We start from the raw sequence: 25,446 nt of genomic DNA, 5'->3' as shown, positions 1-25,446 counted from the left end.
CGTCCGTGACGGCCGCGCGACCCGGTGACTTACACCGACTCCCGAATTGTCCTAGGATATTCCACTTGAAGCAAACGAACGCTCGAAAGCGTTCGCTCCCGTCGTTGGATTTGCAGTATGCCGCGTCAGTGCGCGACTTCCAATTCGAGTGGTGCCGAACGTGAGGATTCCTCGAAGTCAGTCCGGGGAACGGCGGCGATCGCGTCGACAGTAACACTCTCGCTTTGCTGGCCGTCGACCGAGGCGCGAGCTGGCGCCGCTCGTGACTCGGCGATTCTCGCCGGCGACGGAGATGTCGCACTCTTTCTGACCTGGTTCAGCATGGTGGGCGGGGTATGCCTTTTGGCCTCGTATCTCGCAGCGAGACGGGCAGCGCGGTCATGGCATCTCCAACTCGCCGCAGCCGGAAGTAGTGCTATAGAGTTGTCGGTGGGAGCCTGCCTGCTCGTCTCGCTGGCGATCGTGCTGGGCTCGCTGGCCGGGTCGGTGGCGATCGCCGCAACTTCGGCAGCGATCAACGGCCTTTTCGCCACCTCAGCCGAAACCGGACCTCTCGAACGTTTTCATAGTTCGTTGTGGATTTTGTCGGCGGTACTGGCACTGGTCGTGGCGGTCCGATCGCGTGACCGCGAGGCCCGCGCGTTGATGATGCTTCTTGCCGCCGGTGCTCTGCTCGTCAGCGCCCGCGAGGCCGACCTTCACGAAAAGCTGAACTCGGATGTCATTGGCTATTGGGGCGTCCACTTTCGACGAGATTGGTGGACCAGCGGCAATTCGCCCTTTCCCCCGCGCATCCTCTGGGCGGCAATCTTCCTGGCTATCGCGGCAGCCGGTGCTTATGTCGTGTGGCGCGGCGCGATCGCGATGTTTCTCCGGGGTCGCCGACAAGGGAGGCTCGTCTGGCCCCTTGGTACCGCGACGCTGCTGATGTTCGTCGCTTATGCGCTGGACGACCTTCTTCGCTACCGTCTGAATCTCCGCCAGTCGCAGGTCTGCGAGGAGACCATCGAGACCGCGGCCTGCCTCACGTACTTCTGCGCGATCGTCTGGGCAATCCGGCTTGGTCGCCTTCCCGCAGCGCATTAGAAAAGGCCCCGTAGCATTACCACAGGGCCTTGGACTGCGGATCGCTGTGCGGTTTTCTACATCGCCGCAATCACACCCTTGAGATAACCGACCGATTCGGCAAGGCCGGGCAGCGGATCGATCGGGTCCTTCTCGTGTTCGAAGCCGACATGACCCACAAAGCCGATTTCGATCAGGGCCTGCGTCATCGACTTGATGTTGAGCTCGCCGCGGCCCAGTTCAATCTCCGACTTGGCGCTCTTGCCCTTGAGATCGGCGACGTCCTTGAAATGGACATCGTACAGGCGGTCCTTGAGGTCGCGCATGGCCTTGGCAGGATCGTGACCCGCGCGAGCGGTGTGGCCGACGTCGATGCAGTAGCCGATGCGCGGGTCCAGTTTCTCGACGGCTTTTTGAACTTCGTACGGCGACGGGAAGATCTTGTCTTCCGGTCCGTGGTTGTGGATCGCAAGCTTGATGTCGAACTCTTTGACCAGCTTCTCGAGCATGGGCAACGCGGCGGGGTCTGGGGCACACACCATCACTTTCGCGCCGGTGTCGCGGACGTATTCGAAAGCATTGCGGCTGGCGGCTTCGTCGGTCGTCAGTTTCACGTTGCCGCAAGACAGCGGCATAATCCCCGCGTCGACGAACGCCTTTGCGACCGCCTTGCGCTCTTCGGCGGTGCTCTTCATCGGCAGGTGGAAGTCCTTGATCGAAACGTAGTGCAGCCCGACCCGCTGGATCGCCTTGATCGTCTGTTCGAGCGTCACCTTCCGGAAGGTGTATGACGCGACGCCAACCTTCAGACCCTTGAACCGGTCCGGCCCGGCGGTCGGGTTGCTCGGCTTGAGCAGGTCCTTCGGTTCGTCGGCGGCAAAAGCAACACCGGCGATCGGCATCGCCGCGGCGAACATGGCGGACTTGAGCAGATCACGGCGCGAGCGGTCAGTGGTCATGGGTACTCCGGAAAGGTCGTTTGATCGGGAATGGGAAAGTTTCGAACCGTCACCGCGTGAAGTCAAGCAGTTTCGACGGCCATGCCGCCTGAAGCCAGCAAGAATGCCTCAAAACAGGCCTGCATTCGCTGGACGCCGGTGCCGGATGCCGATATCGAGTTGGAATATTTTGCCCCCGCCGCTCCGGTGTCACCTTCCCAGCTCGCTGTTCCGATAGGTGCTATCGATGCCGACGTCGTACGTCGCGTGTCCGATGGACCAAACGCCTGTCAGTAGCGCTGTCTTGCGGGCCTGAAGCCCAGCAAGGGTTTTGCTTTTGCCAGCAGCCACATCATCGGCAACGAGAGGAACGCCGAATAGACCGCCGTCAGGAAGTACGCGCTGGTCGAGCCGGCGATCGCCGGGAGTGTCCCCACGCCCGCGACGTCCAGTGGGTTTCCGGCAGGCCGAATCAGGGAGTGAATCCACAGGATCGCCGCGATGACCAGCCCCGTACCCAGCGTGAGGAAAAAGTGCGTCAGCGGGTGGTCGCTGTAGGCGACCTGCCGGCTTCCGGCAACGAGCAGGCCGGCCAGACCATAAGTGAATGTGTAAAGCCCCAGTGCGTGGGGGAAAATCATGTCGTGAAACAATCCGAGCAACAGCGAGCTCAGGAGCGCCGCATCACGCGGGGCATTGCTCGCGATGAAAACCACGAGGATAAGCACGAAGTTCGGCTGTGCTCCTTTGTACGCCAGCAGATCGCCGGTCCCCAGCTGCAAGCCGAGGACGACGTAGGCGATGATGAAAACGGGGAGCCAGCGCATGTCGGATCAGCAGCGTGTGGGACAAAGGCGTGCGGCATTCGAGGTGGCGTTGACCGCTAGCGTCCCCTGGTCAGGACCATGACCTCTTTGAGTCGCAGCAGATCCACCTCCGGGCGAATCTCGATCTCGGCCATCATCTTCGCGCCTTTGTTGATCTTCTTGACCACGCCGACACGTCGACCCTGCACTTCCTTGGGCCAATCGGGGTCATCGACGACAACCCAGGCACCCTCGGCGAGCCCTGCTTTCTCGGCGTCCGTCAGGGCAATGTGCCGGCATAGCATCCGTCCGTTACCCGCACCTTCGACGAGCATCGCAGGTAGATTCAGCCGGACAAACTGCACGGGCAGTTCGTCGTCGCTGACCGGCTGGCCGGGAGCGGCCGCCGCCTTCACGAACGACGCGAAATGCGCCCGCACGCTCGACTTGGGGTCGGACACCAGCCGCACCTGTGCCGAAGCCGGCCCGACGTTGTCCAACACACCAACGATGTCGCGCTCGTGCAGAACGGCCATGCCCTTGGTCAGCCCCGCCAGGCTGCTGGATCGCAACATGAGAATCTGCCTGGCCGTGCTTTCGGAACCGATGACCGTCACCGGCGTGCACAGATCGCGGATGTCGCCGAGTTTTTCCCGCTCGGCGTTGACCTTGCGCAGTTCGTTGAGGTCAAACGTCAATTTGGCGACCGACTGCTTGAGGTCAATGTTTTCGCTCACCACGGCATCGGCCGGCCGAGGATCCGTCGGCGCTACCGGTCCGCCACCGCGCCCGGAAAGCCAGGCCGCCATGGATCGCGACGGCTGTGCAACCGGCGTCAAAAGTGTGCCGGCAAAGGGGCGAAAGCGGTCCGAAAGACGATGTGGCAACACGAAAGCACTGACCGCGCTGAGAACGAGCAGAAGATAGAAGACCTGGTTAAACCGCACAGGTGAACATCAGGTAGGGCGAGCAATGCCCGCCGGAAACACCGTTCGAAGTGCACCACACGCCGTGGGATGGACATCAACCGCCAAGCCGCCATTGCGTCCGGCGGAAAGTGCCCGCCCTACATGACCCGCCGCCCTACAAATCGTCGGCGTCGCTCTCCATCGTCTCTTTCCAGAGTTCCAGGTTTTCCAGGTAAACGCTGGTACCCCTCGCGACGCAGGTGAGCGGGTCCTCGGCGAGCCGGACATCCAGGCCCGTCGCATTCGCGATGACGTTCGGCAGCCCTCGAAGCAGGCTGCTGCCGCCGGCCATCGTGATGCCGTTATCGACCAAGTCTGCCGCGAGTTCGGGCTCGGCCTGTTCCAAAGTTTGCGTGACGGCGTCGATGATGTTCGTCACCGGTTCCTGCAGCGCCTCACGGATTTCTTCGGTGGTAACGACCGTCTTGCGGGGCAGGCCGCTGATCATGTCGCGGCCGCGGACGTCCATGCTCGGCTCGTTGTCCCCCATCACGCTCGCCGAGCCGATCTCGATCTTGATGCGTTCGGCCATCTGCTCGCCGATCGCCATGTTATACGTCTTCTTCATGTGGTTGATGATCGCCTCGTCGAAGTCGTCGCCGGCGGTGCGGACCGACTTGCAGACGGAGATATCAGCCAGCGAAATGATGGCGACTTCGGTCGTGCCGCCGCCGATATCGACGATCATGCTCGCCGTCGGTTCGGTGACCGGCAGGCCGGCGCCGATCGCGGCGGCCATCGGTTCTTCGACCAGGTACGTGCGGCGGGCACCGGCGCGCTCTGCGCTTTGCAGAACGGCGCGCTTTTCGACGGCGGTAATGCCAGATGGAATGGCGATAACAACGCGCGGCCCGATGAAGTGCTTTCGGCCGTGCACGCGCCGAATGAAGTACGACAGCATCGCCTCGGTGACTTCAAAGTCCGAGATGACGCCGTCCTTCAACGGGCGAATGGCGGTGATGGAGCCTGGCGTTTTGCCCAGCATCTCCTTGGCGACCAGACCGACGGCGTTGCCATTTTGAAGGACCCTGTTGGTGCCCTTTTTGACGGCGACGACGCTGGGCTCGTTCAGAACGATGCCTTCACCCTTTACACAGACCAGGGTGTTACACGTTCCGAGGTCGATCCCCATGTCGATGCTGAACATCCCCAGGAGAGAATCGAAGATCACGTCACTGACTCCTTCAATGAGGGAGGTCTTCGCCTGGTCGCAAGCCCACCGAGGTTCGGCCGGTTCTGAATCCCCTTAAATGATTGCATCACAAAGGGATAGAAACGACCAACCCGACGGTTTTCAAGGCAAGAATCGAAAGTTTGCAAGCAGCAGGTCACAAAATCTCCAACACGAGATTTCAGATCCGGCCACTCAAACTCCGATCTCCCGCATGGGCGCCTTCAGCGTCGATCCCCGTGCGGCCTCCTGCTACACGGGGTGCGGGCTCGAATTTCTAAAAGCTTCGGCCGCGCGCAGGATACCCCAAACGTCCCAACTACTGCAAATGATGGGCCGTCTCGCGACCGATACGCCGTGAGTCAATCGTGCACGGTTCATTCCAAAATCGTGCCGCACGGCTTAGCATCGATCGAGCCGGCCCGCTTTCCCTTGTCGAACCGGCCCGACCCGCCCGAACTCCTTGTCTGAGGTGAACCCATGCCGCGACTCTCCCTGCGATCGATGATCACCCGTTCACTTGCCGCCGCCGCGGCCGCTTCTGTGGCGTTTGGCCCGGCCGGCCGCGTCGAAGCTCAGGAGCAGCCGGCAGTCGTACCGGCACCGGCCGGCAAGACTGGCAAATTGCCGCACGTCGAGTTCGACGTCGACAAACGACAGGTGCGGGTGGAATGCGAGGCGCTGGCCGTCAACGCGCCACTCGAGTTCTTCATCTGCTCGGCCGGCACCGCAGAGCACGAGGCGGTCATGCGCACTGCGGCCAAGCCGTCGCACATCCATACCGCGATGCTCGCCGTCGGTCTAAAGCCGGGGCAGCCGATGACGTTTCTCGACGCCACCAAGAAATGGCTCCCGCCCCAGGGCCCGCCGCTGCAGTTGACCGTGACATTTGAGAAGGACGGCCAGGCGGTCAGCTATCCGGCCTACCGATGGCTGCGCGACATCAAGACCAAGAAGGAACCGAAAGCTTTCACCTGGATCTTCGCCGGCTCGCGTGTAACACCTGAAGGCCGTTACGGTGCCGACGACACGGGCTATGTCGTCACCCTGGTGAACTTCGACTATGCGATGATCGACATTCCCGACCTGGTCAGCAGCAGCAACGACCTGCTGGAGTTCGAACGGAACGCCGACCTGATGCCCCCCAAAGGAACGAAGGTCACGCTCGTGATTGAACCGGCCGGCAAACCCGCCGGGGCCGCGGCCGAGCCGGCGAAGTCTCCGAATGCCACCGCGGCCGAGTCGCCGGCGGTGACCCCTCCTGCGGTGACGCCCCCCGCCGTCACGCCCCCGGTCGCAACACCGCCGGGCGAAGGACCGGCAGGGCTCTCGGACACCGCCATCGACGAGAAGAAGGTGCAGTCGATGGTGGACTACCACAAGAAGATCATGGCGCCGCGGCAGCAGGCCCTCCGGGAGGCCGCCGAAGCGCATTACAAAGTCATCTCCGAGCTGCGCAAGGAGCAGCAACGGCTGATCACCGAAGCCGACCGCATCCAACGCGCGATCGACCAGCTCGAGCGGGAATGGTCCGACACCACCACGCCCCGCCCGGAGTTTGAACTGCCGGAACCTCCCGCGAAGTAGGAGCGCTCGCGGAAACGTCGCCCACCGTCCCAGCCAATCTCGGCTTGGCCGAATCGGGGCTTTGCGCCCGACGGCATGAGACTTGCTGCAGTCTGTCCGCCTTCTTCGAGCGCCCTGGCTCGCAAACCTTGCTGTGCAGGGAGATTTTTCCAGTTCATCGTCAGGACAAGTTGCATGGACGTCTTCTGGTCGACCGTATATCCCGTAGAGGTCTATGCCGATTACCACATGCTCTATAAGGAGCCCCGCCCGCTGATTCACGACCTGGTACCGTCGCGGGGGCCGGACAATCCCCACGACTTCTTCGCTTGCCCCGCCTTCCACCTGCACATGGCCAATACGTTTGTCGTACGGAGCATCGTCGATGCGAACGTCGGCATTCACCTGGAGGGCTTCTCCGCGTTGGACGACAAGTCCAGCCTGACTGCCCAATTGTTCAGCTACATGCACCCGACGCGGAAAGGCTTTCGAACCATCCTGTTCGACCACCGAATGCTCTTTTTCTGTGCAAAACCACTGGTCCTGGCGACCTACCCCGCTTTCATGCACCGCAGTGAAGTGCAGACCAAGCTGCACTACGTGCCGGCGGCATACGACATTTCCAAGTGGCTGCGTCCGCTGCAGGGGACTTTCGAGGTATCCGAGGACACGCGGTCAATCAGCATTCGCGAGGAAGACCCTCTCTACTACATTAAGTTCGAGACCACCGAAAAGGTCCGACTCCGACGTTTTCAGATGGTGCCGGAACTCCATGCAATCACCCACGGCTGCGTGCACTACAAGCTGTTCCGCCAGCGCTCAACGCTCGAACGCGTGTATGCGGCATTCACTGGTTCGCACCTGGATCGACGGGTATTGAAACTGATCACCGAGAACCTGCTGGATTGATCAGCGGCGAGTGGCACGGGAATTCCTGACACCACAACGCAGCGGACGCCGCAGATTGCTCCTGCGGCGTCCGCTCTGCACTTAAAGCCGGTGTCACGTCAGACCAGTTGTCGTCGACGTCGCAAGACCAGAAGTCCGCCCGATACAAAGATCAACGCAATTCCCGACGGTTCGGGGACGAAGCTCAGATCCGGCGCGATACGCCATCTCGTCGCCTGTTCGTAGTCGTACGCCAGGCCGATCAGCTTCTCCTCTGAAAGCAGCTCCCCGAAGAACTGGATGCCCATTGGAGTTCCATCACTCGCATAGCCCATGGGAACACTGATCGACGGTGACCCCAGGATGTTGCTTTCGAACCGCCCCAGCAGGCTCGCCGTGCCTGATACCGCAAGTGGATCGGTGGTTCCGCCCGGCAGAATCGCAGTTTGGAGCGGCATTACCGAACCGTACGTGGGTGCGACAAACGCACTGATATTGGTGATCTGCGATTCATTGACATCAGTCGTCGTGGGGTCGTCCGAGAGATTCGGACTGGCCATGAAGCTTTCGTACTGAAAGTTGCGCAGACTGGCGAATGCCTGCAGGGCGGTGATCGCTTCGGGGTTGTCGGGAGAGCCGTCGTTGTTGGCGTCCCCGAACCCTTTGGCGAGTCCCGTTTCCCAGTAACCAGCGAGCGTATTGATGTTCGTGTAGGCCGTGTTGAGGGTACTTCGGGCGTCACCGGCGGCACCGTTGCGGCCGTTGTTCAGCGCTGTGGCAAAGTCACGAAGGTTCTTGATCGTCGGATTGTTGTAGCTCTCGATCTGCTTCTCGTAGTAGTACGCGGCCGCGTAGCTCGACCAGAGTGTCGCAGGGGTGGTTCCACCCACGGTCGTTGTGGGATAGGCGTACGGAAAGTTGACGGTTGTCGCACCGCCGTTGGCAGTGGAACGACCGAGGGTGTTGTAGTACGTCGTGCTCGCCGGAAGATCGACATAGATCACCGTCGCGCCTTGGGCCTTAAGGTCCACGATGGCCCTATTGAAGTTCGCCAGCACTTGGGGATGAATCGTCCCTTCGTACTGCGTGCCGATGTTCGCCATCGACTTCGGTACCGCCAGCACCTTGCCCTGCAATGATGTTGTGCTCAGCGCCGCCGTGTAATCCGTAGGGCGGACGGTTCCCGGATTCGCTGTGGGGTAGAAGGGCGTTCCGTTGAAGAGGTTTGTTGAGCTGGGCGCGACCAGTGCATTCATGGCGTAAGCGACATCCGTGACGGTCTTGGCCATCGGGCCGACCACGTCGCGGGTGGGGGTCAGCGGCCAGGTTCCGCCGGGATCAATCAGGCCGGCGCTCGTCTTGAGCCCGACGAGTGCATTGGCGTTCGAAGGGATACGGATCGAGCCGCCGGTTTCGCCACCCATTCCCAGCATCGCGAAGTTCGCCGCCAGGCTGACGCCGGTGCCCGAGCTCGATCCGCCCGGCTGTCGCTGCGGCTGGTATGGATTGATCGGTACGCCATGCGCGTTGTCGATGCCGTTGAACGAATAGGCCATCGTGCTCAGGCTCGTCTTGCCGAGAATGATCGCTCCGGCGGCTCGAAGCCTTGCCACGCTGAATGCATCATTCGGGGCGACCATTGAGGTTGCTCCGGCGGTGGTCGCCCCGTTCAACACGCTCACGCCGTTGGTCGTGACAAGCCCGCTGACGTCGTACGAATCCTTTACCAGCACCGGAACACCCAGCAGCGGGTATTGTGCGAAGGTAGCGCCACTGGCGATTCGGCTGTCGGCCAGCGCCGCCTCGGCCAATACGTTGGGATTCAGCGATGCAATCGAATTCAGCCCACCAACAACATTGTTATATCGCGCGATCCGATCGAGGTACTGCTGCGTCACCCCGGTGGCGGTCGTGAGACCGGTACTGTAGGCGCTGGCAAGGTCGGCGATGCTCTTCTCCTCCACCGACCACTGGGCGCTGGCGCTTCGCGAAAAGAGAAAAACCGTAGCGGACGCAGCGGCCATCATCAGCGGTCGTTTCGAGAACTTTGAAACCATAAGAAACCATCCATCGCGAAAGAATGCTTTCGCGATGCCTGCCTGTTACGAACGAAGGAACAGTCTTCCGGAATCTCAGAGGAGATCAGCGTGTGGCGTCCGAACTCACCACACACCGAGTGACATAATCGATGGGAAACAAGCCGCAAGCGATGAATCCATCGCCAATCGACCGAATGGGAAGCGCTATTCGTGCTTATGCACGAACCATCCACGCGGTGGGAAACATCATGGTTCAACGACCTATTGCTTCATTGCAAGACTACGAGACGCCGCCGTGCGGTTGAGGCATGCGAACGTTTCTATGGACCATCTTCGTGCAGTTGAAGAACGGCGGACTAAACACCACTGCAACTCGGCTGAGCCGCGACATCGCAAGAACAGTGCCAAGAATTGTGGCTGAGGTCAGATCGATCAATGTTCTGGCAATGCATCGCATGACCGCGTTGCCCCGCGAGCAACTCTTTGTCTATCAACAGCCTGGGAACCGTCCTGTGAAACAACGGGTGATACGGCGGTCAGAATCAGTTTTCTGAAGTAGCGCGCCGCTTCCGGCACACTTCGAAACCTTGTCCCGATCTGCGATTATCAATGTATTCACGCCGAAGACATTATATGTTGCGCGATTGCGCTGCCGTGACCTGATGGCCGTCAGAGTTGGGACGTAGCTCGCGCCGCCAAGCGTACCGCCAAGAATGCTGCCCCGCCGCCCGCCGTCGAAGAGACACTGGTGGAGTCCGGTGCCTTCCGTTCGCGCAAAGTGGTCGGTTCTGCCAAGCATTTCACCGGCAACTCAACGCCTACCTCCCGCCAGGGACAGCCGCAGAAAGGCTATTATTGGAAGAACACCCGACCACAGGCTTTGGGAACGGTTCGATCGCAAGCTTCAGAATCGTGCGGAGTCTATTGCCGAATTGCCGCTCAAGCCGATGGAAGACTCTATGCGTCAAGTCGCAACAACTGCCTCTCTTTCGAGTCGCCTGTTTCCGTTGGCCGTACTGGTCATTGCGGCGGCGGCCTCCTTGGTGTGCTTGAGCGCCGCCGGCCCTTTGAACGGCGTGCTATTCGGTTCTTGTGCCGTGGCGGCGCTTCTCGCCCCGACGCTCATCGCCGGCGAAAGCCGCTGGAGCGGATACCTGCTGACGACGGCCGCCGTACTCGTCGGTTGCCTGGTCGGCCCCGCTGTCGCGGTCCTGCAGGGCAACCTCAACGGTCGGCTCTTCACGGCGTTCGTTGCGGTCGTGGCACCGCTTGTCATCGCGTTGGGCGGTTTAACGGCATTGCTGGTGTTCATCAGGCTCCCGATCCCGGTCGTGACGACTGTCGTTACCGTCCTTGCGCTGGCCTGGCTTACCTGGCCGATCTGGCTCAGCCCCTGGCTGGCGGGCAATGAATCGCTCGTCAGCGTTCTGTCGCCGAGCCATCCGCTTCTGGTGATTGATGCCGCCATCAGCCGCGAAGGCGGCACGCCCTGGGTTGAACAGCGCATCATGTACGGGCGGCTGACTGTCCTCGGACAGCATGTATTCCCTCGCCCGCCGACCGGCGTAGGCGAAGCGGCCCTGTTCCACGGCGTGGTCGGCTTGGTCGCGTTCCTGCCGGTCGTCTGCATTCAGCTCTGGAATTTCCGTCGCGCCCGACGGGCCCGGCCCGACTGGGATGAGTTCGAGGCAGTCTGATCTGCGGTCTCCGGCATTGCAGTCACCTGATATCCCGGCGTACAACCGCACCGCTTGAAACCGGCACCCTCGACTAATCCGTCCTCCATCGCCGACCGGCTCACCCGCGCGGCCACTCGGCGTTCTGCCATTCGATCGGCCGACACGGACTGCTACCGCCTGGTCGATGGTGCCGCCGACGGCTTTCCCAACCTGCTGATCGACGTCTTTGCCGGCCGATGGCTGATCCAGACGCGCGACCAGGACCTGCCCGCCTGGGCCGCCGAGCTGGGCGAGCCCCGATCGGTCTATTGGAAGCGTCTGGACCAGACCAACAAGGAACCGCCGAAACACATCGCCGGCGAAGTCGTCGCCGAGCCATTCCTCGCGACCGAAAACGGGCTGAAATACGTCATCGACTTTGCCGCCGGATACTCGCAGGGGATCTTCCTCGACCAGCGGAGCAACCGTCAGCGTGTCCGCGAAATGTCCCGCGGCAAAGAGGTGCTGAACCTCTTCTCCTACACCTGCGCATTCTCGGTCGCGGCCGGGGCGGGCGGCGGACGCTCGGTCAGCGTGGATCTTTCCCGGCCGTCGCTCGAATGGGGCAAACGCAACTTCGAAGCCAACGACCTCAACCCCGCCGACCACGAGTTCATCGTCGGCGAGGCCGGCGACTGGCTCCGCCGGTTCGCGAAGAAGGGCCGCAAGTTCGACCTGGTCATCATCGACCCGCCCACCTTTTCCCGCGACAAGAAGGGAAAGGTTTTCCGCGTCGAACGCGACTTCGGCACGCTCAGCAGCGTCGCCATGACGCTGCTGCGGGGCCGGGGAACCCTGTTGTGCACCACGAACCAGCGGAGCCTGAGCCGACCGGCGTTCTCGTCGCTGATCCTTGATGCCGCCGACGATCCCTCGGCATGGAAACTGACCCACGCCCCCATGCCGGCCGACTTTACCGGCGAGCCCTACCTGAAAATCTGCTGGGTCTCGAAGCGGTAGCGTGCCCCTATAAGCGGTCGCCGCTATCCGGCGCATCGCGAATGGTCCACTACTTGCGGGTTTGCTGAGCCGTTCGATCTTTCCATCACAACACCCGACCGCTACGCTCGGCTTCACTATGAGAGAGTCCGTTCTCTACGCACCATGGCGGATGTCGTACATCAAGTCGCTGACCAAGCCCGATGAAGGCGTCTGCTTCCTCTGCAAAGCCGCGGAAGAATCGACGGAGGCCGAGCGGTCGGCGGCGCTGGTCCTCTGGCAGACCGATCATTCGGTCGTCCTCCTCAATCGCTACCCCTACGCCAACGGCCACCTGATGGTCGCCCCGCGCTCGCACGTTCCCGACCTGGATCTCATGTCCTCCGACCAGCAGACCGACCTGATGGTCCAGACGACCGAAGCCGTCAAACTCCTTCGCCGGGCGGTGTCGGCGCAGGGGTTCAACATCGGCATCAACGTCGGCCGCTGCGCCGGGGCCGGCGTGCCGGGCCACCTCCACCAGCACATCGTCCCCCGCTGGGGCGGCGACGTGAGCTTCATGCAGGTGGTCGGCGAAACCCGCATCGTGCCCGAAGCACTGAGCAAGACGTATCAGGAACTGCTGGCCTTCATCCGCCAGGCCTGACCAAGGCACGAAGGCAGGAGGCACATAGGCACGAAGGGGCTTTCGCCGCTCTTGGTGCCTTCGTGCCTCGATGCCTTCGTGACTTCTTTACAGCGTATTCAACACATCCATCCCCCACCCTTTGCGATACTCCGCCTGGCGGATGAACTTCTCGGCTTCGGGTGCGTTGGTCGCCTTCAGGTTCGCCGCGTCCCAGACGAGCTCCTTGCCCGTGCGGAAGGCGACGGTTCCGAGCAGCACCGTCTCGGCGAGCGCGCCGCTGTAGTCGAAGTTGCATGTCGTCGCCGACGGATCGTTCTTCCGGATCGCCGCCAGCCATTCGCGGTGATGGCCCTGGCTCTTGGCGATTGTGACCGGCGGTGCCTTGAAGTCGTCCCAGCCTTCGCCGAGCAGTTTGTGTGAGCCGTAGTCGGCAAACAGCTTTCCCTTTTCTCCGACGAAGATCACGCCCGTTCGCTTGCCCTGCGGCAGGCCCCAGCCTTCGACGCCTTCCGGCTTCTTGTCGCCGTGGTACCAGGTCAGGGTGACCGGCGGCTGCGCGCCGCGCTGCGGGAAATCCCAGCTCGCGATGATCCACTCCGGGCAGATGTCAGCGCGAACCTCCGGACCCCGCGCCCGTGCCTTGGTCGGGTGCTTTAATCCTAGCGCCCAGAACGGCAGGTCGATGAAGTGACACCCCATGTCGCCCAGCGTGCCCGTGCCCCAATGCCAGAAACTCCGCCAGTTCATCGGGTGGAACTCCTTGGCGAACGGAATGAGCGGCTGAGGGCCGGCCCAGATGTCGTAGGCAAAGGCCTTAGGCGTTTCCTGTCCCGGCTGCGGCGACGGGACCGGGCTCGAAGGCCACCGCGCCCCGCCGAGCACCACGTGAACCTCCTTCACGGGGCCGATCGCCCCCGACTGCACCAATTCCACCACCCGGCGGTAGTTGTCGCCGGCGTGAATCTGCGTGCCCATCTGCGTGACCCGCTTGTACTTTTTCGCCACCTCCGCCACCCGCCGGGCCTCTTCCACCGTATGGGCCAGCGGCTTTTCGCAGTAGACGTGCCGGCCGGTGGACAGGGCGATCAGCGACGCCGGCGCGTGACAGTGGTCGGCGGTGCTTACCACCACCGCGTCCAGATCGGTCCGCTCCAGCAGCTTGCGGAAATCCTTGTACGTCTCGGCCTTGGGGAACCGCTTGGCGGCCTTGGCGAGGTTCGCTTCGTCCACATCGCAGATCGCGCGGATGTCCTGGTCGGCGATCGCGTTGCCTTCTTCGTTGAGGTTTCCCTCGGCCCGACCGGCGACGGCAATGATCCCGAGCCGCACCTTGTCCTCGGGCGCCGTCGGGGCGGGTGGTTCGCCGGGTTTGGCGTCGGCGGCCCAGGCGCCGCGGCCGGCAACCCAGTATCCCGCCGTGCCCGCCGCGACCGCCTTCAGCAGGTCACGCCGGGAAGCCAGCGGCGCAGAATTCTGACGAATAAAGGAATCCGATTTTTCTGACATGGCGTCACCTCGAAGGGTGTTCACAACTGGATAGGAAGAAGGATATGATGCACCCGCAATACGCCCGCGACAGCGTCGTGTTGTTTTCGGTGCGGTCATGTGATCGTGCCACCTGAGGCAGACCCGCGAGCATGGGAATCGACCCTTTTATCAGGGCGTTTGGGCCCCTTGCTCTCGCTTCTTCTCTCGGGTAAACACGTCGCCAGCGTAGGAAGATCAACCCATCTCATTTGTAGGATCGACCGCATGAACCTCCTCAGCCAAATCTCGACGCTCGCTCAGCTCTTCGGTGAAAACGGCATCTTCGGCACGACGCAGATCATCCTGTTCGTCGTCATGCTGGTGCTGGTCGGCGTGTTTTTCTACGTCCGCAAGAAGAACCAGAACCAGTAATCCTCGCGATCAGATAACCAGCCCGATCAGATCGTCGATCTTCGACGCCGAAATCACTACGGAACTCCCGTTGCCAGCCGCGACGCGAGTAACGTCGTGCTTTCGGCGTTTTTCGTTGGACGACGCGTCGTCCTCTGGCGCACCCGCGCTCCGCTTCGCGTCGCGGCTAACCAGCTCATCGGTTAGCCGCGACGCGAAGCGGAGCGCGGGGCATGGGACACCAGAACACATCTCGACACAAGACGACGTCTTGCCGTCCGAATTGCCTCTCAAGGTTTTGCCGGCGCGGTAGCCGGTACTGACTTCTGCGCAAGCCACCAAGCGTGAACCCGCGCCACATCGCCCATGTATCCGTCGACGCCATAGGTCGTCGCGGCAAGCGTCATGTGCTCCTTTGCCTTGGCGTCGTCCGCCTGCGCTTCGTAGTACAGCGCGATGTACAGGTGCGCGTAAAACAACTGCGTCTTGAGCGCCCCCGGCGGCGGATCGCCGGCCTTGGCGGCGTCGATTACCTCCTGCACGGTCGCTTTGCCCGCGTAGAGCGCGTGCACCTTCATCAGCGGCACACGCGTGTCGGCCGAGATCGGGATGAACTGATTGCGCGCCTCGGCCGGCCCTTTCTCTTTTCCCAAGGACTTCGCCAGGCACAGGTAGTGCCAGGTGGCGTTTTCGACGTCTTCGGGGTTGACCGTGCGGTGCCGCTCGAACTGCTTGACGCCATCCTCCAACCGCCCCGCGTAGTACAGCGCCAATCCGCGTTGCCAGTTGTACGGGAGCGAGTCGGGAGCCAGTTCGACGACCTTGTCGAAGTCGCGGACCGAGTCGGCGATCCGCCCGAGCCGGAAGTTCGCCTCGCCCCGCGCCTGAAGCGCGTCGACATCCTTCGCGTCGCGGGCCAGCGCGGCCGTGCTCCGCTCGACGACCTTCACCAGCCGCTCGGTATGCTCGCGCGACTGCGGACCGGCGACGGCCGGCGCGCCGTCCGCCCCCGCCGCCGAGAACTCCATCCCGCAGGCACAAGGCAGACTGGTCAACAGGAACGCGAGAATCCGTTTGAGTGTCATCATGGGGTTGTACCTCCTGCCGGCCGATGCGCTGTTGCGATGCCCTGGATGCCTGATTCGACGAATAGATTGATGCGCGAATCGAATCTCCGGAAGTCCGATTTCAACACGAAGGCGCGAAGTCACGAAGGCCACGAAGAAACATCAGGAAACTCGGCCAGTCGTGGGAAGCAGCTTCGTTCTGCCTCTTCTTTGTGCCCTTCGTGACTTCGTGCCTTCGTGTTGAAACCGGACTCCCAGGGACGACACATCCTTCAGCATGGTGCCTCTTCTCCACAACGATCGCCGCCCTGTTCGGGTAACATGTTTCGACGACTCGACTTCACGAACCTTTTTGCTCTTGAACCAACCTCCGGAGACGCTCCCATGAATCATCCGTTCCGCCGTCCGCTCGGCCGTCAGTTGCGCCACTGGGTGCTCGCGCTGGCCGTTGCCTGCCCCGCCGCTTCGCTGCTCGCCCATGACGCGCCGTCGACCTCGGTCCGGCCGGTGTCGATGGAGCGTGTCTCCGAGGAGATGGCCAGCGCCGCCACCGCGTTCTGGAACAGCCTGACGCCCGAACAGCAGAAGAAGGCGATGTACGGCTTCGAGGACGACGAGCGTCTGAACTGGCACTTCATCCCCAAGGTCCGCAACGGCCTGCCGCTCCGCGAGATGACACCCGCCCAGCGCAGCCTGGCGATGGGCCTGCTCGCGACGGGCCTCAGCGGCCACGGCTTCACCAAGGTGCAGCAGATCATGAGCCTGGAGGCGATCCTCAAGGAGATCGAAGCCGGCCCGCCGAAGACCCCCGTCCGCGATCCCGAAGGCTACTTCGTCACGATCTTCGGAAAGCCCGAAGCCAAGGGCACATGGGGTTGGCGGTATGAAGGTCATCATCTCTCCGTCACGTTTACAATCGCCGGCGGCAAGATGGTCACCGGCCTGCCGATGTTCCTGGGCACCAACCCCGGCGAAGTCCGCGAAGGACCGCGCAAGGGTCTGAAGGTGCTCGCGACCGAGGAAGACGTCGGCCGAAAGCTCGTGCAGTCGCTCACAGACGACCAGAAGAAGAAGGCGATCGTCTCCGCCGAGGCACCCAAGGACATCATCACCGCCGCCGTCCGCAAGGTGGACATGAAGGCGGTCGTCGCCGGCAAGGACGGGCTGCCCGCCGCGGACATGACGCCCGAGCAGCGCGACCTGCTGCTCCAGATCATCGAAGAGTACGCCCGGCGGCATCGCGGCGAACTGGCCAGCGAAGAGCTGCGCAAGCTGCACGTCGCCGGCTTCGACAAGGTCAACTTCGCCTGGGCCGGCGGCACCGAGCCGAGCGTGGGCCATTATTACCGCGTCGTCGGCCCGACCTTCCTGATCGAGTACGACAACACCCAAAACAACGCCAACCACGTCCACAGCGTCTGGCGTGACCCCGCCAACGACTTCGGCGAGGACATGCTCAAGAAGCACTACGAGTCGGCGACGGACCACAAGAAGTAAACACCCCCCGACGGGGCGGGTGCAGTGACGAATGAAGGATGAAGAACGAAGAATGAAGCACGGAGAATGACCGGTCAGGATTGGCCTTCGACCGGTCAAAGGCGAAGCCTGGTCGATCGCGGGTAGTGGAACGGCGAGTGATGCTCCCCGTCTTTCCAACGCTCCTCGCCTTTCCCGTGTTTCGTTCCCCGTTCTTCATTCTTGATTCTTCATTTCCCGCCACACCCAACACGCGGCCGATTCGCCGAACGAACCCGAGAAGTCCGTCCAGACAGCTATCCGTGACACGGCTTTCCAATCCGTGCGAGCTGCGCCACACACCAATCCATATTCGTCCTCCACCTCCATCTCGTTCTGCCGAACGAACCCAAGATCGCGACCAGATTCGCGTTCGACCGTCAGAACCCGGGGCTCCGCGCGTACGCTGCGCCCTCGGCTTGTTGGCCAAACGAACCCGAGATTGCCCGCGCGTCCCGAGCCGGTCGACGAGTAAAGTCGCTTCATCGCCGACTTGGACCGGCCTCCAAACCAGAACACCCGGCGCGATCGAGTCCGATCACCCGAGCCAGTGCCAACTTGCCTTGTCTCGCCGGGCGTCCATGCCAGAACACGCCGCGCCCCACCCGGCGGACCACACCCGCCGGGAGTGCCAAGAGCGCGACCGTCTCCGGGTTAATGGAACCAGGGTGCGCCCGATATCTTGTACGGCATATGTTAAGTCAAGCCAGAAAAAATTCAAGTGCTGATGTCCGGGCAGATGTTGATTCGATCCAGTGCGACCGGAGCGCGGAAGAAATGCCGAGCTGGAGCTCGGCGTTCCCAGAACGCCGTCGCGCCGCGGTCGCGCGAGAGTTCTTAAAGCCCGCCATCGGTCTTCAGCAGCAACCACGACTTGGACGTCTTCACCTTCTGTCTGGCGCTGTTGTCCGCAAAGAACATGCAATGGCCGCACTTTGAACAGAGAACCACATCCATCGTCGCGTAGCGGAGAAAACCTCCGAGACCGCGAAGGAATGGCAGCCACTGATTGGTCGGTGTGCGGCGCGTATAGAGGTCAGTTGACTTGCAGTTGGGGCAGGCCGCGGGGAATCGAGGGTCCATGCAGGAATGCTAGGCGGTTACAAGCATAGGACGACTGCCGGCCCTACTCTACCAGCAGGAAGCGATCGCCGTAAACGGTCACGTCGATCGTGCCCGTCAGGCCGAGATTGTTCTGGTCGAGCAGAGTCGCGAACACCTGCACGCGATCGACCGAATCGGCCCAGGCTTTGGCGGTGGCGGGGTCGGTGGGGTGGGTCAGCGTTTGAATGCGGACGTCCAGGAAGGCACGCAACCAGGAGGTCTCGGGAACGCCGCTGGCGGGCGTGCCGCCGGCCTGGGTGTTGGCGCGGGTGATCATCGCGGGCAGCCCGTCGGGATCGTCGCCTTCGCCTTGCTGGATGATCGCATCGTAAAGCTGCGCCTTTGACAACGCGTAGGTCAGGCCGACCGTTTGGGCGCGCGTCATGGCGGGGGTGTAGTAATAGTCATCAACAACGGAATCCTGGACGCCCTGGAAGTCAGCGTCGAGGGCGCACTTGCGCCAGGCCTTCTTGATGCCGGCCAGACGGGCGGTCGAAGGGCTACCCCTTTCGGCAAGCCGCTCAAGCCGGTGCAGAAACCTGGCCAGACGGTTGTCGGGCTTCAGATCCGTGTACCGGCGGACCACCTCGTAGAAGTCGCCGGTGCCGGTGCAGAACCCGGCGCGTCCGGCCGTCAGGCCGCGACCGTCGTGCAGATTCTGGATGTAGCCGTATTGCAGGTCGGGCGTGCTGTTTTCGAACAGGCTCGTCAATTGCTCAGCGCGGCGTTTCTCGGCAGTCGCCAAACCGTATGCCGACACCTCAAGCGGTGCCGACGACAGGGACGTGAACCTACCCCCGATGTCGGCATTCGCGGCTTCCGCGATCGGCACTTGCGACATCAGTCGCCGGCTTTCGAGCAACTCGATGTGCATTGCCGGTTCCTTGACGAAACGGGCGACCCCTCATCGCAGCCATCTTTCGCCCCACGTTGAAGGCGTCGGCATGGATGGAGGGTCGCGTCGAAGAAGTACCCGGATGACGCAAGACTGAAATGCAACGGCGAATGAAGTCCGAAGAACCCAACAACCACGCACGGCGGGTCATTGCAGCATTCGAACTCCATTCGCCATCCTGATTCCGTCGTTCGACCGGTCCTCTTCTAGCACCCCAGGATCTTCATCACACGGCCTTCCTTGCCGGCGTCCATCGCGGTCAGGATGACGTCCAGCGAGCAGTAGCCTTCGCGGCCGTCGATGCTCGGCGGTGTGCTGGTGCGGATGCACTCGGTGAAGCTGTCGATCACGCCGCTGGGCACCTGGCGGGTGTTGGTGGCAATCTCGCCGACCTTGTGGAGTTCCTTTTCGCCGTTGCGGTAGTCGACAATCACACCGTAGGTCGGGTCGGTGCCGATGGACAGCACGCCCTTCTCGCAAAAGACGATAGTGTAGTTTTCTTCCGGGCCGTAGTTGGTCCAGGACAGGATCATCGAGCCGAGCACGCCCTTGTCGGTCTTGAGCTTGAGGAAGGCGTTGTCGTCGAGTTCGATGAGCTTGCCGGCGGCGTCGCGCTTGTCGAGGGTGGAGATGAACCCGCCGACTTCGACGAACTCCTGTCCGAGGAGCCAGCGGAGCAGGTCGGCTTTATGAACGCCGAGGTCGCCGGTCACGCCCATGAAGGCGGAGCCCTTCTGGAAGAACCAGCTCTTGCCGCCGTCGACGCTCCAGGATTCGGGGCCGGGGTGCTGGAAGGCGGTGCGGAAGGACAGGACCTTGCCGAGACGGCCGGAGTCGATGATTTCCTTGGCGCGCTTGTGGGCGGGGATCAGCCGCTGGTTGAGGGCGATCATCAGGTAGTTGCCCGACTTCTTCGCCGCCGCCATCATCGCCTTGGCGTCTTCGCGGGTGGTGGCCATCGGCTTCTCGCACAGGACGTGTTTGCCGGCTTCGAGTGCCTGGATGCTCTGGCTGGCGTGCATGCTGTTGGGGCCGGAGACGACGACGGCGTCGACGGTGGGGTCTTTCAGCATCTCGGCGTAGTCGGTGTAGCACTTGGCGACGCCGCCGTAGGCCTTGCTGATCTCGTCGATCCGCTGGGCATTGGGGTCGCAGAGGGCAACCAGCGTGCTGTTGGGGTTATGAACGCACTCGGGGATGTGGCGACGCTGAGCAATCGCGCCGCAACCGACGACGCCGTACCGAACCGACATGGGATCCTCCGCCTGGGGGTTAGCTGCAAGTTTGTGGAAAACGACCGGCGATGCAGGATCGTCGGGCGGCCGTTAGCTTCTGTGGTGTGGGGGAAAAGTCAAGATGTTGGATGACCGGCCTGAAGCCTGTCTCAAATGCATTTCATGGTGGCCCGGGCGCGCCGGCAGGTGCAACAATGCCGGGTACGGCGATGACGCCGACAGTAGGACCTCAACGACAAAGGAGCCCATTATGCTTCAGGTCAACGACGGACAGTGCGGCTTGTGTGCCCATTTCGGCGAACACCACCAGCAGGACAGCCAGCTTGTGCAGGTACGCACCCAGCAACAGGCGCCCGAGGACCTGCTCGAAGAGTGCGGCCACCCGAAACATGCGGCGCTGCACCTTCAGGTGACGGCGATCAGCGGTTGCGACGGTTTTGAGCCGGCGCAGGTGCAATAGACACAGGTGTGATAGACGCAGGTGCAATAGCAGTTTGCCCTGCCGATCCGATCCGTGCCAAAAACGTCAGCCGGGCGATTCTCTTTCCCGAGAGTCGCCCGGCTGTGTTTGTAGTTGATTCGACGTCCTGTCGGGAGAGAATAGAGGGTCGGGCAATGGCCGGGCAGCGGCTTTGCCATCCAAACGGCTGTCACCCTTCAGTGTCTGTCGATCCGGGCTTTGGGCCGGGCGCTGCGATGTGGCCGGGTGGAACCATGCTCCCGCGGAGACTTGCATGCAGTACTACTACGCCGACGGCGACGATCAAAAGGGCCCGGTCGATCTGAATGGGCTGCGGTCTGCCGGAATCAGCCGCCAGACGCTCGTCTGGCGTGAAGGGCTTGGCGAGTGGCAGCCGGCCGGGCAGGTCACGGAACTGGCGGCATTGTTTGCAGGTCCGCCGGAAGCGACTCCGTTCGTGCCGCCGGCGCCGCCGCAGCCGCTGGCGGGACCTGCCTACCCGCAGGCGGCGGCGTATCCCGCGCAGCCGACTCCTCCGCAGGCACAGGTGTATGGCGTTCCGGGCGGGTATCCGCCCGGGGCGTTTCCACCGGCGGGGCAGCCCCATAACCTCGCGTATGGCGGCTACCCCCAGCAGGCTGGATATCCCCAGGGCTATGTTGCCCCGTCATCGCAAGGCATGAGCATCGCAAGCCTGGTGCTTGGAATTCTGGCGATCCCCTCGACGTTTTGCTACGGATTCGGATTCCTGCTCGCATTGCTCGCGGTCATTTTTGGCCATATCGGACACTCACAGTCCAAGAAGCAGACCGGCCGGGCCAACGGAATGGCGGTCGCCGGGTTGGTCTGCGGCTACATCTCGCTCGCGGTGGTGGCGGCACTCTTCATCTTTCTTGTCGCGCTGGTGAACGCGGCGACTTACGGACGGTAGGCGATCGGCCGAGTTCGGCTTCCCACGCGTCCCCACGGGCTGCGGCGTACCGCAGCCCGTGGCACCAAAAACGCACGCAAGCTCCACCGGTTTGCGCTACACCCGGCGCGGTTCAGACGTTAGCACCAGACGCGGCGGCCTGCTCCTGTTATTCTCTCCCCGCTCATGAGTTCCCAGCCCCAAGAAGAAACCACCACCGCCGCGTCCGGCGTCGTCGCAGACGACCCTTCCGAAGTCCGCCGACGATACCTTGCCAGCGCCAAGAGTTTGGTCGTCAAGCTCGGTTCGCAGTTGCTGTCCGACAAGGAAGGCCGGCTCGATGCGGCGTTCCTGACCTCGGTCGCGACGCAGGTGGCCGAGCTGAAATCCCGCGGCGTGCAGGTGACGATCGTCTCGTCCGGGGCGATCGCCGCCGGCCTGCGCGAGCTGAACCTCCCCAAACGCCCCACCGACCTTGGCATGCTGCAGGCGGTCGCGGCGGTCGGGCAGCGGCGGCTCATGGACGGTTGGGCGGCGGCGTTCGCGCCCCACAAGCTGCCGGTCGCCCAGATTCTGCTCACCCGCGAAGACATCGACGAACGTTCCCGCTTCCTGAACCTGCGGAACACCGTGAACGCCATTCATGCGTTTAACGCCGTGCCCATCATCAACGAGAACGACACCATCAGCACCGACGAGCTGGTGAAGCTGACGTTCGGCGATAACGACATCCTGGCGGCGCTAGTCACCCACGCGCTGCGGGCTGACGTGCTCTGCCTGCTGTCGGTGGTGGACGGCGTGCTGGATGAGGCCGGTCAGCCCCGGCGGGTGATCGAAGAGGTCGCCGGCGCGCGGTCGCTCGTTCGCGTGGACAAGTCGTCGCTCGGCAAGGGGGGCATGAACTCCAAACTCAACGCCGCCCAGATGGTGACAGGATCGGGCGAGGCGATGGTGGTCGCCCACGGGCGGATGGAGAACATCCTGCCCCGGCTGCTGGCCGGCGAGATGGTGGGGACGCTGTTCGTCCCGGCGGCGAGGAAGCGCGCCGGCAAGAACCGCTGGATCGGTGCCGCCCGCCCTGCCGGGCTCATCCATGTGGATGACGGCGCGGCCAAGGCGGTCGGCGAAAAGAACCGCAGCCTGCTGCCGGCGGGCATCGCGAAGGTGGAAGGCACGTTCGGCCCCGGTGATGTCGTCGGGATTGTTGCCGCCGACGGCACCCTGATCGCCCGCGGGCTAACGAACTACGCGTCAGCCGACATCGAACGCATCAAGGGGATGAAGAGCCCGCAGGTGCGATCGCTGCTGGCCGAAGAGGCGTATGACGAGGTAATTCACCGGGATAACATGGTGCTCGAATGAAGGTAACCGTGAACGGCGACGCCCGAGACCTGCCCGACGGCGAGACCATTCGCGCGCTGATCGCGCGGTATCAGCTCGAAGCCGGCAAGGTGGCGGTCGAACTCAACCGCCGGCTGCTGAAGTCGGAGAAGTACGACCAGGCGCTCAAGGACGGCGACGAGGTGGAACTGGTGACGTTTGTAGGCGGTGGGTGAGCCGGGAAGGTTCCCATGGGAATGGACACGATCGAACTGGTGATGGAGATCGAAGACGCGTTCGGCATCTCGATCCCGGACGAGCACGCCGAGAAGCTGTGTACGATCGGCCAGACCGCGGTGTATGTGATCGAACGTCTGCGACAGATGTCGCCGGTGCCAGAAGCGTCGACTCCTGCCGCCCCACCATTTTGCGCGACGTCACGAGCGTTTTACCGGTTGCGCCGAGAACTGCGCTCGCGGTATGGCGTCCCACGAAGACTGGTCATGCCCAGCAGCAGGATCGGCGATCTGGTCAGGAAGCGGTCCGACCGCGAGCGATGGAACGACGTCGCGACCGCCTGCGGCTTCAGGGCCGAGCGCGAAGGAGTTTTCAGGCCGGCGTTCCCGCCTGAAGGCATGACCGTGCGCCGGCTCGTCTATTCGCGGCACGACCAGGGACTCGCAACCGGGTCTCTCTACCTGCCGGACGGCCAGGTCAACACGAGAGCCGTCTGGAAGCGCCTGCTGGACATCGTGGGCGAGCAGTTCGGGGTCAAGGTGTTGGAACTGAAGTGGGACACCGACTACATCAACGACCTCAACGCAGATTGAAGCGATGATGACCACGAGCGGACTTTTTATTCGCGATCTGGCGTCGGACGGCGACGTCGCTCTGGCGTTCGATCTTCTCCGTCAGTTGCGGCCACACCTGACTTCGCAGGAAGCATTCGCGGCGCTGGTCGCCGATCAGCGGGCCGGCGGGTATCGCCTGGTCGGCGGGTTCGTGGGTGAGAAACTGGTTGTCGTGGCGGGGTATCGAGTTTCGTCCACGCTGTTCCGCGGGCCGCACCTTTTCGTCGATGACCTCGTCACCGAACAGGCCGAACAAGGCAAAGGCTACGGGCAGGCGATGATCGACTGGCTGCGGGCAACGGCGCGGGAGGCAGGCTTGACGAAGGTCTGGCTCGACAGCCGGGATACGGCGGTGGGGTTTTACGAGCGGTGCGGATTCACGTTTTCGACATCGAAACCCTGCTTTATCGCCTCGGCGGATTGAAATCTGAGATCGGCACCGAGAATTGATGTTCGCCGATCGCCGCGATTCGAGGCCCGACGGGCCGAAGTTCTATAGCCCTTCGGGCCTTGCGGACACCATCCTCCGGGGCATCTCCCGATATCCAAGCTCTCAATTGGCCGCTTCGTCTTGCCGGCTTGTCGTGGTCTAATGTCATCTCCTATGACAGACCTCTTCCGTATCGGTTCCTTCGAAGTCACCAACCGCCTGTTTGTCGGCACGGGCAAATACGCGAACTACGAACTCATGCAGCAGGCGCTGGACGCCTCCGGCTGCCAGGTGGTGACGGTTGCCGTCCGCCGTGACCGGCTGATCGACGCCCAGGGCCGACGGCTGACGGATTTCCTGGACCTGAACCGCTACGTCATCCTGCCCAACACCGCCGGCTGCTTTACCGCCGAAGACGCGATCCGCGTTTCGCTGCTGGGTCGCGAACTGCTGGAAAAGGCCGGCAACAAGGGCGCGGGTTGGGTGAAGCTCGAAGTGCTCGGCGACAAGAAGACCTTGATGCCCGATCCGGTCGGCACGCTGGAGGCGACGCGTGAACTGGTGAAGGAGGGCTTTACCGTCCTGGCCTACAGCAGCGACGACCCGCGGGCGGCGGTCCGAATCAAGGAAGCCGGGGCGGCGTCGGTCATGCCGGCCGGTTCGCCCATTGGTTCGGGCCAAGGGGTGCTGAACCCGCTGAACATTTCGCTCTGCCTGGAACTGCTGAAGGAAGGCGACCCGACGTATCCGGTGATCGTCGATGCCGGCGTCGGCGCGGCGAGCGACGTCGCCGTCGCGATGGAACTCGGTGCCGACGGCGTCCTGCTGAACACTGCAATCGCCCACGCCAAAGACCCCGTGAAGATGGCCGCCGCCATGCGGCATGCTCTCGAAGCCGGCAGGCTCGGTTACCAGGCCGGGCGGATTCCGAAGAAGCGGTACGCGACCGCGTCGTCGCCGTTCGAAGGCGTCATCAGCTACATTCCGGGGGAATGAGCGGAACAGTGCCGAGTTGAACGTGCTGAGTGCCGGGTGCGGAGTATGAAACGCCGAGT

General features: G+C 62.7%; 25 protein-coding genes. 15 read left to right on the top strand and 10 right to left on the bottom strand.

What is annotated here, in order from left to right; genetic code table 11:
• Window positions 1–429 precede the first annotated feature (429 nt).
• Complete coding sequence (locus IPV69_RS16060) at window positions 430–1,086, top strand: hypothetical protein (protein WP_206290701.1); 657 nt, start codon at window positions 430–432, stop codon at window positions 1,084–1,086.
• Window positions 1,087–1,142: 56 nt separating this feature from the next.
• On the opposite strand, the gene IPV69_RS16055 is transcribed toward IPV69_RS16060, so the two are convergent.
• The 4 genes from IPV69_RS16055 to IPV69_RS16040 all read right to left on the bottom strand — a co-directional run bounded on the left by IPV69_RS16055 (window position 1,143) and on the right by IPV69_RS16040 (window position 4,924).
• Complete coding sequence (locus IPV69_RS16055) at window positions 1,143–2,024, bottom strand: sugar phosphate isomerase/epimerase family protein (protein ID WP_206290700.1); 882 nt, start codon at window positions 2,022–2,024, stop codon at window positions 1,143–1,145.
• A gap of 269 nt (window positions 2,025–2,293) precedes the next feature.
• Complete coding sequence (mreD, locus tag IPV69_RS16050; RefSeq protein WP_206290699.1) at window positions 2,294–2,830, bottom strand: rod shape-determining protein MreD; 537 nt, start codon at window positions 2,828–2,830, stop codon at window positions 2,294–2,296.
• A gap of 56 nt (window positions 2,831–2,886) precedes the next feature.
• Window positions 2,887–3,756 (bottom strand): rod shape-determining protein MreC, encoded by an 870-nt coding sequence (locus IPV69_RS16045; RefSeq protein WP_206290698.1) that lies wholly within the window; start codon window positions 3,754–3,756, stop codon window positions 2,887–2,889.
• A gap of 136 nt (window positions 3,757–3,892) precedes the next feature.
• Window positions 3,893–4,924: a rod shape-determining protein gene (locus IPV69_RS16040; protein ID WP_206295650.1), complete on the bottom strand. Its 1,032-nt coding sequence runs from the start codon at window positions 4,922–4,924 to the stop codon at window positions 3,893–3,895.
• Window positions 4,925–5,428: 504 nt separating this feature from the next.
• Between IPV69_RS16040 and IPV69_RS16035 the strand changes: the two genes are divergently transcribed.
• A complete protein-coding gene (locus IPV69_RS16035; RefSeq protein WP_206290697.1) occupies window positions 5,429–6,535 on the top strand; it encodes a YdjY domain-containing protein in 1,107 nt (368 codons plus the stop codon).
• A gap of 174 nt (window positions 6,536–6,709) precedes the next feature.
• Entirely contained in the window at window positions 6,710–7,423 is a 714-nt protein-coding gene (locus IPV69_RS16030) for a hypothetical protein (RefSeq protein WP_206290696.1), read from the top strand.
• A 98-nt stretch (window positions 7,424–7,521) separates the two neighbouring features.
• Here the strand turns inward: IPV69_RS16030 and IPV69_RS16025 are convergent, their stop codons facing one another.
• Window positions 7,522–9,459 (bottom strand): amidase, encoded by a 1,938-nt coding sequence (locus IPV69_RS16025; RefSeq protein ID WP_206295649.1) that lies wholly within the window; start codon window positions 9,457–9,459, stop codon window positions 7,522–7,524.
• Window positions 9,460–10,538: 1,079 nt separating this feature from the next.
• Between IPV69_RS16025 and IPV69_RS16020 the strand changes: the two genes are divergently transcribed.
• From IPV69_RS16020 to IPV69_RS16010, 3 genes are all read left to right on the top strand, one after another.
• On the top strand, window positions 10,539–11,138 hold the full coding sequence (locus tag IPV69_RS16020; protein ID WP_206290695.1) for a hypothetical protein: 600 nt from the start codon (window positions 10,539–10,541) through the stop codon (window positions 11,136–11,138).
• Between the two features lie 54 nt (window positions 11,139–11,192).
• Window positions 11,193–12,119, top strand: a complete 927-nt coding sequence (locus IPV69_RS16015) for a class I SAM-dependent rRNA methyltransferase (RefSeq protein ID WP_206290694.1) — start codon at window positions 11,193–11,195, stop codon at window positions 12,117–12,119.
• A gap of 118 nt (window positions 12,120–12,237) precedes the next feature.
• A complete protein-coding gene (locus IPV69_RS16010) occupies window positions 12,238–12,744 on the top strand; it encodes an HIT family protein (protein WP_206290693.1) in 507 nt (168 codons plus the stop codon).
• A gap of 87 nt (window positions 12,745–12,831) precedes the next feature.
• Here the strand turns inward: IPV69_RS16010 and IPV69_RS16005 are convergent, their stop codons facing one another.
• Window positions 12,832–14,232: a Gfo/Idh/MocA family protein gene (locus IPV69_RS16005; protein ID WP_206290692.1), complete on the bottom strand. Its 1,401-nt coding sequence runs from the start codon at window positions 14,230–14,232 to the stop codon at window positions 12,832–12,834.
• Window positions 14,233–14,478: 246 nt separating this feature from the next.
• Here IPV69_RS16005 and IPV69_RS16000 point away from each other — a divergent pair, with 246 nt between their 5' ends.
• Window positions 14,479–14,625, top strand: coding sequence for a hypothetical protein (locus tag IPV69_RS16000; protein WP_206290691.1), 147 nt, complete (start codon window positions 14,479–14,481; stop codon window positions 14,623–14,625).
• 269 nt (window positions 14,626–14,894) lie between these two features.
• Here the strand turns inward: IPV69_RS16000 and IPV69_RS15995 are convergent, their stop codons facing one another.
• Window positions 14,895–15,692, bottom strand: coding sequence for a hypothetical protein (locus IPV69_RS15995; protein WP_206290690.1), 798 nt, complete (start codon window positions 15,690–15,692; stop codon window positions 14,895–14,897).
• Window positions 15,693–16,055: 363 nt separating this feature from the next.
• Between IPV69_RS15995 and IPV69_RS15990 the strand changes: the two genes are divergently transcribed.
• The gene (locus IPV69_RS15990) at window positions 16,056–17,168 is read left to right on the top strand and encodes a DUF3500 domain-containing protein (RefSeq protein WP_206290689.1); all 1,113 of its coding nucleotides are present in this window, start codon (window positions 16,056–16,058) and stop codon (window positions 17,166–17,168) included.
• Between the two features lie 855 nt (window positions 17,169–18,023).
• Here the strand turns inward: IPV69_RS15990 and IPV69_RS15985 are convergent.
• The 3 genes from IPV69_RS15985 to IPV69_RS15975 all read right to left on the bottom strand — a co-directional run bounded on the left by IPV69_RS15985 (window position 18,024) and on the right by IPV69_RS15975 (window position 20,438).
• Complete coding sequence (locus tag IPV69_RS15985) at window positions 18,024–18,269, bottom strand: hypothetical protein (protein ID WP_206290688.1); 246 nt, start codon at window positions 18,267–18,269, stop codon at window positions 18,024–18,026.
• 43 nt (window positions 18,270–18,312) lie between these two features.
• On the bottom strand, window positions 18,313–19,164 hold the full coding sequence (locus tag IPV69_RS15980; RefSeq protein WP_206290687.1) for a chitosanase: 852 nt from the start codon (window positions 19,162–19,164) through the stop codon (window positions 18,313–18,315).
• Window positions 19,165–19,391: 227 nt separating this feature from the next.
• Complete coding sequence (locus IPV69_RS15975; protein ID WP_206290686.1) at window positions 19,392–20,438, bottom strand: Gfo/Idh/MocA family protein; 1,047 nt, start codon at window positions 20,436–20,438, stop codon at window positions 19,392–19,394.
• 232 nt (window positions 20,439–20,670) lie between these two features.
• On the opposite strand from IPV69_RS15975, the gene IPV69_RS15970 reads away from it, so the two are divergent.
• The 7 genes from IPV69_RS15970 to IPV69_RS15940 all read left to right on the top strand — a co-directional run bounded on the left by IPV69_RS15970 (window position 20,671) and on the right by IPV69_RS15940 (window position 25,387).
• Window positions 20,671–20,880 (top strand): hypothetical protein, encoded by a 210-nt coding sequence (locus IPV69_RS15970; protein ID WP_206290685.1) that lies wholly within the window; start codon window positions 20,671–20,673, stop codon window positions 20,878–20,880.
• Between the two features lie 274 nt (window positions 20,881–21,154).
• Entirely contained in the window at window positions 21,155–21,811 is a 657-nt protein-coding gene (locus IPV69_RS15965; RefSeq protein ID WP_206290684.1) for a GYF domain-containing protein, read from the top strand.
• Between the two features lie 165 nt (window positions 21,812–21,976).
• A complete protein-coding gene (proB, locus tag IPV69_RS15960; RefSeq protein ID WP_206290683.1) occupies window positions 21,977–23,152 on the top strand; it encodes a glutamate 5-kinase in 1,176 nt (391 codons plus the stop codon).
• Complete coding sequence (gene thiS, locus IPV69_RS15955) at window positions 23,149–23,346, top strand: sulfur carrier protein ThiS (protein WP_206290682.1); 198 nt, start codon at window positions 23,149–23,151, stop codon at window positions 23,344–23,346. Before proB ends, thiS begins: the two co-directional genes overlap by 4 nt.
• 15 nt (window positions 23,347–23,361) lie before the next feature.
• Window positions 23,362–23,940, top strand: coding sequence for an acyl carrier protein (locus IPV69_RS27720; protein ID WP_206290681.1), 579 nt, complete (start codon window positions 23,362–23,364; stop codon window positions 23,938–23,940).
• Between the two features lie 4 nt (window positions 23,941–23,944).
• Complete coding sequence (locus IPV69_RS15945; protein ID WP_206290680.1) at window positions 23,945–24,385, top strand: GNAT family N-acetyltransferase; 441 nt, start codon at window positions 23,945–23,947, stop codon at window positions 24,383–24,385.
• Between the two features lie 180 nt (window positions 24,386–24,565).
• The gene (locus IPV69_RS15940; protein WP_206290679.1) at window positions 24,566–25,387 is read left to right on the top strand and encodes a thiazole synthase; all 822 of its coding nucleotides are present in this window, start codon (window positions 24,566–24,568) and stop codon (window positions 25,385–25,387) included.
• Window positions 25,388–25,446 lie beyond the last annotated feature (59 nt).

This window comes from Humisphaera borealis (assembly GCF_015169395.1).
Taxonomy (GTDB): Bacteria; Planctomycetota; Phycisphaerae; order Tepidisphaerales; family Tepidisphaeraceae; genus Humisphaera; species Humisphaera borealis.
The sequence above is the reverse complement of the archived record's forward strand: the minus strand, read 5'-3'. Positions and strand labels throughout refer to the sequence as shown.

Bases quoted from the DNA above. Each gene is read 5' to 3' on its own strand.
- IPV69_RS16055 (WP_206290700.1), bottom strand. From the start codon at position 2,024: ATGACCACTGACCGCTCGCGCCGTGATCTGCTCAAGTCCGCCATGTTC.
- mreD (WP_206290699.1), bottom strand. From the start codon at position 2,830: ATGCGCTGGCTCCCCGTTTTCATCATCGCCTACGTCGTCCTCGGCTTG.
- IPV69_RS16040 (WP_206295650.1), bottom strand. From the start codon at position 4,924: ATGTTCAGCATCGACATGGGGATCGACCTCGGAACGTGTAACACCCTG.
- IPV69_RS16035 (WP_206290697.1), top strand. From the start codon at position 5,429: ATGCCGCGACTCTCCCTGCGATCGATGATCACCCGTTCACTTGCCGCC.
- IPV69_RS16030 (WP_206290696.1), top strand. From the start codon at position 6,710: ATGGACGTCTTCTGGTCGACCGTATATCCCGTAGAGGTCTATGCCGAT.
- IPV69_RS16025 (WP_206295649.1), bottom strand. From the start codon at position 9,459: ATGGTTTCAAAGTTCTCGAAACGACCGCTGATGATGGCCGCTGCGTCC.
- IPV69_RS16010 (WP_206290693.1), top strand. From the start codon at position 12,238: ATGAGAGAGTCCGTTCTCTACGCACCATGGCGGATGTCGTACATCAAG.
- IPV69_RS16005 (WP_206290692.1), bottom strand. From the start codon at position 14,232: ATGTCAGAAAAATCGGATTCCTTTATTCGTCAGAATTCTGCGCCGCTG.
- IPV69_RS16000 (WP_206290691.1), top strand. From the start codon at position 14,479: ATGAACCTCCTCAGCCAAATCTCGACGCTCGCTCAGCTCTTCGGTGAA.
- IPV69_RS15995 (WP_206290690.1), bottom strand. From the start codon at position 15,692: ATGATGACACTCAAACGGATTCTCGCGTTCCTGTTGACCAGTCTGCCT.
- IPV69_RS15990 (WP_206290689.1), top strand. From the start codon at position 16,056: ATGAATCATCCGTTCCGCCGTCCGCTCGGCCGTCAGTTGCGCCACTGG.
- IPV69_RS15985 (WP_206290688.1), bottom strand. From the start codon at position 18,269: ATGGACCCTCGATTCCCCGCGGCCTGCCCCAACTGCAAGTCAACTGAC.
- IPV69_RS15980 (WP_206290687.1), bottom strand. From the start codon at position 19,164: ATGCACATCGAGTTGCTCGAAAGCCGGCGACTGATGTCGCAAGTGCCG.
- IPV69_RS15975 (WP_206290686.1), bottom strand. From the start codon at position 20,438: ATGTCGGTTCGGTACGGCGTCGTCGGTTGCGGCGCGATTGCTCAGCGT.
- IPV69_RS15970 (WP_206290685.1), top strand. From the start codon at position 20,671: ATGCTTCAGGTCAACGACGGACAGTGCGGCTTGTGTGCCCATTTCGGC.
- IPV69_RS15965 (WP_206290684.1), top strand. From the start codon at position 21,155: ATGCAGTACTACTACGCCGACGGCGACGATCAAAAGGGCCCGGTCGAT.
- proB (WP_206290683.1), top strand. From the start codon at position 21,977: ATGAGTTCCCAGCCCCAAGAAGAAACCACCACCGCCGCGTCCGGCGTC.
- thiS (WP_206290682.1), top strand. From the start codon at position 23,149: ATGAAGGTAACCGTGAACGGCGACGCCCGAGACCTGCCCGACGGCGAG.
- IPV69_RS27720 (WP_206290681.1), top strand. From the start codon at position 23,362: ATGGGAATGGACACGATCGAACTGGTGATGGAGATCGAAGACGCGTTC.
- IPV69_RS15945 (WP_206290680.1), top strand. From the start codon at position 23,945: ATGATGACCACGAGCGGACTTTTTATTCGCGATCTGGCGTCGGACGGC.
- IPV69_RS15940 (WP_206290679.1), top strand. From the start codon at position 24,566: ATGACAGACCTCTTCCGTATCGGTTCCTTCGAAGTCACCAACCGCCTG.